This is a genomic window from Flectobacillus sp. (genome assembly GCF_049240685.1).
Classification (GTDB): domain Bacteria; phylum Bacteroidota; class Bacteroidia; order Cytophagales; family Spirosomataceae; genus Flectobacillus.
The window spans coordinates 1-5923 of the sequence record NZ_JBMLSD010000020.1; the positions used below are offsets into that span (position 1 = coordinate 1).

4 protein-coding genes are annotated in these 5923 nt (G+C 38.5%); 3 read left to right on the forward strand and 1 reads right to left on the reverse strand.

What is annotated here, in order from left to right; all coding sequences use genetic code 11:
• Positions 1 to 165: 165 nt before the first annotated feature.
• Positions 166 to 1392, reverse strand: a complete 1227-nt coding sequence (locus ACOVQ4_RS01020) for an MFS transporter (RefSeq protein ID WP_421818816.1) — start codon at positions 1390 to 1392, stop codon at positions 166 to 168.
• A gap of 1043 nt (positions 1393 to 2435) precedes the next feature.
• Here ACOVQ4_RS01020 and ACOVQ4_RS01025 point away from each other — a divergent pair.
• The 3 genes from ACOVQ4_RS01025 (at position 2436) to ACOVQ4_RS01035 (ending at position 5919) form a co-directional block, all read left to right on the forward strand.
• On the forward strand, positions 2436 to 3623 hold the full coding sequence (locus ACOVQ4_RS01025) for a Gfo/Idh/MocA family protein (RefSeq protein WP_095161673.1): 1188 nt from the start codon (positions 2436 to 2438) through the stop codon (positions 3621 to 3623).
• A 160-nt stretch (positions 3624 to 3783) separates the two neighbouring features.
• A complete protein-coding gene (locus ACOVQ4_RS01030; protein ID WP_421818817.1) occupies positions 3784 to 4719 on the forward strand; it encodes a polysaccharide deacetylase in 936 nt (311 codons plus the stop codon).
• A gap of 54 nt (positions 4720 to 4773) precedes the next feature.
• Positions 4774 to 5919, forward strand: a complete 1146-nt coding sequence (locus tag ACOVQ4_RS01035; protein ID WP_095161481.1) for a Gfo/Idh/MocA family protein — start codon at positions 4774 to 4776, stop codon at positions 5917 to 5919.
• Positions 5920 to 5923 lie beyond the last annotated feature (4 nt).

Here is a 5923-nt window from a genome sequence, read left to right on the forward strand (position 1 = left end):
CTAACTTACCTTAAACCATAGATGCAATAGCAAAAAGGCGCTCGAAAAGCTAATTTCGAACGCCTTTTTACTAATGACTAATCTTTTTGAGTGTTTTAAAGCAACCTATTTAGCCTCAAAAATAAACTCTTCTAGCTAAAAGTAACTAGAAACTCATGTATATGATTAATGCGCCTTCGCTCCAGCTGGAGTTTGCTTACGCATGATAAAATACAATACGGCAAAAGCGATAATCAAAATGAATGGGAATACCGCCATATTGTCTAGTGTTGCTTGACCAGCAGCTAAGTCAAGTTCTTGACCTGTCAAACCTTTGGCAGCAGCAGCAGCTTTTTCGTCATCTAACCATTTACCGATAATTGGTTGGAAAATTGAGGTAGAGAACATACCCATACCACCAATAATTGACATACCAAAAGCGCCAGTACGAGGTAAATATTCAGCTACAAAACCAATCATAGTTGGCCAGAAATAGCATACCCCAATCGCAAAAATTACGGCAGATACATATACCATTGCACCTTCAGCTTGGCTCATCAATACTATTCCAATAGTAGCAAAAATAGCCGAGCCTAGCAGTACACCTGTAGGGTTTAGGTTATGCACAATTGGACCAGCAAAATAACGACCAACCGCCATCAAACCAGTTACCAAAGCCAAAATCAACATTGAGCTGGCTCCTGCATGACCTAATATTGGATCAATCCACTGCTCGGGACCAAATTCAGAAATAGCAGTTAATGCCATACATGCCAACATGAACAGGTACAATGGCGAAAGCATCGCTTTGAAGTTTTGACCTGTTGAAGCAGCTCCTTCATCTTGGCTTTCAGGAAATGCTTGTCCCAAAATCAAAGCAGCGTAAGTTACCGCAGGAATCAAAATGATACCAATTTGTAACTGCCAGCCCATACCAGCCGAAGTCATAAATCTAGAAATCAAACTCGCAATAACTATACCTCCAGGGAACCACATGTGGAAACGGTTCAACATTTTGGTTTTTTGATTGCCTTCGTACATATCAGAAATCATTGGATTACAAGCCGCCTCTACGGTACCATTACCAAATCCTACGAAAAAAGTCGAAATCAATAAAGTCCAGAAACCACTCGCGAAAATGGTCATTACTAAACCTAGTACATGTGTAACAAATGCTACCCACATGATTTTTTTAGGACCTAATACATTGTAAAGAGGACCTCCAACAATCATTGCAATCGGGAAGCCTAAAAATGCCATCTGGTTGACGTATCCGAGGTGCTCTGCATCAAGGTTAAAGGCTGTACCTAACTGCGTGAGGACACCTGCACGAATACCGAAAGCCATTGAAGTAGTGATTAGTGCAAAGCAACTCGCCAAAAACAATCGATTATTATTAACTGTTTGGGACATAATTGATTAAAGGGTTTAAGATTAATAAAAGGGACAGTGTTCTTATTTTATTATAATTCGTACTAAAAAAAATCCATGCCAAAAAAACAAAAAGATTTCCGTATTTACTAAATGACTTTGTAATAATTTTAATTAAAATTTGCAATCAAACAGTATAGAGCGGGCTAAATGTAGTATTTTCAAGTGTTTTTTTAGATTGCTTTTTCAAAAAGCATATTTTGGCGCTTTTTCTCAAATTATTTCATGATTACGCTTCAGGCAATAAACCATACTTATCAGGAGTGCTGAATTAGGAGTGTACGAAAGATTTCCAATAATTGCGGATTTGGGATTTCTGATTTCGGAAATAAAGTAAAATATCTCTATTTTTTATAAAACATAGAAGATTACACTTCCGAAATCCCACATCCGATATCCGAAATAGACATTTTTAGAATTCCTTCGTACAGTTCTGATGATGAATTGTGAATGTATTTTTTTAATTGTCAGTAACTTACAATTAAAAATTGTTATTTTTTTGCATGAGCGCTTCTTGGAAGCAAAAATTTATATTCTTGTATTAGGAAATACAATTCCAACATTTAGCACATGGCATAAAGCAAATAGCCCTCAGCCGATAAAATTATATTACTTTTGTACAATATTGTATCAAAAAGATACAGAAAGAGAGAATAGTCTTATTTTTCAAATATCAATATTAGCTTTAGGCAAAAGGCCGTAGGCATTAGACAAGTACAACAACAATAAATGGATGTATGATTTTATTAGAAACACCTTTGTGCTTTTAGTCTGGTATAGCTTAATGCCTATTACAAGTAAAATTGAAGTAGTTGTGGATATGAAATATTGATAAACTTTACATTCATCATTCACAACTCATAATTCATCATTAATTAATGATCCATTATTCTAATTATATATATCAAATTATCTTTTCAACCTAAAACAGTTGAGCCTTTAGAACAAGCTGACTAATGTTTATCAGCCGAGCCGTTCAGAAGCTCGATATTTAATTAACGAAAAAAATGGCTAGAAAAATCAGAATGGGCATGATTGGAGGAAGTTTGGATGCCTTCATCGGAGCAGTTCACCGCAGAGGAGCCGCCTTAGATGGCGAAATCGAACTTGTTTGCGGAGCGTTTAGTTCAAATCCTGAAAAATCTAAAGCTACTGGCGAAGCGCTCTATTTACCTGCCAACCGTGTGTATGATTCGTACGAGGAAATGATTTTGAAAGAGAAAGAACTTCCTGAAGGTGAGCGTATGGATTTCGTTTCAATCGTTACGCCTAATCACGTACATTTCCCTGCTGCAAAGTTTGCTATCGAAAACGGTTTCCACGTAGTGATGGACAAACCGCTTACTTTGACGATGGAAGAGGCTAAAGAATTGACCGAAATTGTTAAAAATTCTGGCTTATTATTCGCTTTGACGCATAACTACACGGCCTATCCAATGGTGAAAGAAGCACGTCAATTGATAAAATCGGGTGCTATCGGACAAATCCGTAAGGTAATTGTTGAATATCCACAAGGATGGTTATCTCAATTGGTGGAGGCTTCGGGTCAAAAACAGGCTTCATGGCGTACCGACCCCGCGCGTAGTGGGGCTGCAGGTGGTGTAGGCGACATTGGTACACATGCCGAAAACTTAGCTGAATATATCACTGGTTTACAAATAACGGAACTTTCGGCTGACCTTACGATTTTTGTGGAAGGTCGTATGCTCGACGATGACGCCAACATCTTACTTCATTTTGACAATGGCGCCAAAGGTATTTTGCACAATAGCCAAATCTGTAATGGCGAAGAAAATGACCTAAATATTCGTGTCTATGGCGAATTTGGTGGTCTGAAATGGCGCCAAATGGAGCCAAATACCTTGATTATGACTAATCAGGAAAATGGTTCGAAAATTATCCGTACTGGAGTTGGCAACTTATCTCCTCACGCACAGGCACATACGCGTCAGCCAGCAGGTCACCCAGAAGGCTATATCGAGACTTTTGCGAGTATTTACCGAAACTTTGCGTATGCCCTACGTGCCCGTTGGGGTGCCGAAAGCAAATCAGGCACAGGTGGTGGCTTAGGAAAAGGTACTGGAGTAGACGGTTACGACCCAGAAATTTATGATTTCCCAAGTATCGAAGACGGTTTGCGTGGTATGGCTTTCATCCAAACGGTTGTAAAGTCGGCCAACTCAGCCGAAAGATGGACAAAATTTGAGATTTAAAAAGAACTATCTCCAAGTCACAGATTTATGCTTGATGGCTTGGAGATATTCTGTAAATTTGAAGGCTGTTAAAAGGGCTAAGCCCATAGAAAACCATCTTTTTCTTTCATCCTTCATTACTTTTGTACAAAAAGTTTGGAAAAACTCGCTTGAGATTGTTATGAAATACTTCTTAACATTCCTGTTATTGGGACTTCTTTCTACCTGTTCATTGGCACAAATATCTCAGTATGAGGTATTTTTTGCTCAATATCAAAATGAGTTAGTCATTAGAAAATGGAAGGAAACAGGTGCTATTAAGTATTTAGTGGTAAATCCAGAAAATCTTAAAACGCATATTCTCAATAATATCGAAACACAGCCTGTAACATGGAATAATGTTTTAAATCTTTTTGAAAAAACACCCTATATTCATGACTGGCAATTTGAAAAGCATAGAGACTATGAGCTACAGGACGCAGGAATCACCAAAGCAGATAGTACGCTCAAAGGTTTTAGTTTGACGATAGACTTATGCCCATCGAGCAAACCATTGACTCGAGGTTTTTTCCAAAATGTAATTAAAAGTTTTGAAATTAGTGAACGCCCGGTACCGCTTACGATTACTGTAACAGGTATTTGGATGCAAAAACATCAAGATGACCTTAACTGGCTCAAACAACAAGAAAAAGTAGGTAATTTACGTATTACGTGGGTCAACCACAGTTATACGCATCGTTACGACCCCAAGTTACCGCTAACTAATAATTTCTTGTTGGAACATGGTACTAATATCCTTTCGGAAGTTTTACTGAATGAACAAGCCATGTTGTCAAATGGTCTTGTGCCTTCTATTTACTTTAGATTTCCGGGGTTGGTATCCGACAAAGGAATTTTCGATGAAGTTTTGGCGCTTGGGCTATTGCCACTCGGAAGCGATGCTTGGCTAGCCAAAGGCGAGGCCATCAAAAATGGAAGTGTAGTATTGGTACACGCCAACGGCAACGAACCTTTAGGCTTGGCGCTTTTTCAAAAAATGCTCCGAAAAAATGAAGGAAATATTAAAAGCAAAAAATGGCTTTTATGGGATATTTCAAACTTACTATCCAAAGAATAACCCTTTTCAAAAACAATAATTAATTATATCCCCAAAAAACAAATCGATTAACTCATGTCAAAAATCAAAGTAGGTGTAGTTGGTACAGGTTTTATTGGACCAGCTCACATCGAGGCCCTCAGAAGACTACCAAATGTAGAAGTTGTAGCACTTTGTGAAGTGAATATAGAATTGGCTACGGCTAAAGCTGCGCAATTAGGTATCGAACGTCCTTGTACATTCGATCAATTGTTAGCTATGGAAGATATCGCTTGTGTACATATCTGTACGCCAAACTTCTTGCACTATTCTCAATCAAAGGCCGCTTTGTTGGCAGGTAAGCACGTTGTTTGCGAAAAACCATTGGCAAAAGACTTACATGAGGCTGAAGAATTAGTAGCACTTGCTAAAGAAACAGGTTTGGTAAATGCTGTTCACTTCAACTTACGTTATTATCCATTGGTGCGCCAAATGAAAACAATGCGTGAGAAAGGTGATTTAGGCGAAATTTACTCAATCATTGGTTCATACTTGCAAGACTGGTTATTCTACAATACGGACTACAACTGGCGTTTAGAACCAGACAAATCTGGTGATTCGCGTGCAATTGCTGATATTGGATCACATTTGATGGATATCATCGAGTATATCACAGGTTTGAAAACAGTAGAAGTAATGGCTGATTTTAATACAGTTCACAAAACTCGTAAGAAGCCATTAAAACCAGTAGAAACCTATTCAGGTAAAATGCTTCAACCAGAAGATTATGCTGATGTTGAAATCAACACAGAGGATACTGCTAACGTATTGTTACGTTTCGATAACGGAAATAAAGGCTTAGTAACAGTTTCTCAAGTTTCAGCAGGTCGCAAAAACCAATTGAAATTGGAGATTTCTGGTTCAAACAAAACATTTGCTTGGAACTCAGAAGCACCAAACGAATTGTGGTTAGGTAACCGTGATGCTGCCAACCAAGTGTTGATGCGTGACCCATCGTTGGCGTATGCAGAAGCAAGAGATATTATGACATTCCCTGGTGGTCACAACGAAGGCTTCCCAGATACTTCAAAACAATTGTTTAAAGAAGTATACGCTGCTGTAGCTGCTGGCAAACAACCAGAAAATCCAACGTTTCCAACCTTTGCGGACGGTTACAGAGAATTACTTATCTGTGAAAGAATCCTAGACAGTCACAGAAGCCAAAGCTGGACGAAGGTATAGTGTT

Excerpts from the sequence above, each read along its gene's own strand:
- ACOVQ4_RS01035 (WP_095161481.1), top strand. The coding sequence starts at position 4,774 with ATGTCAAAAATCAAAGTAGGTGTAGTTGGTACAGGTTTTATTGGACCA.
- ACOVQ4_RS01030 (WP_421818817.1), top strand. The coding sequence starts at position 3,784 with ATGAAATACTTCTTAACATTCCTGTTATTGGGACTTCTTTCTACCTGT.
- ACOVQ4_RS01020 (WP_421818816.1), bottom strand. The coding sequence starts at position 1,392 with ATGTCCCAAACAGTTAATAATAATCGATTGTTTTTGGCGAGTTGCTTT.
- ACOVQ4_RS01025 (WP_095161673.1), top strand. The coding sequence starts at position 2,436 with ATGGGCATGATTGGAGGAAGTTTGGATGCCTTCATCGGAGCAGTTCAC.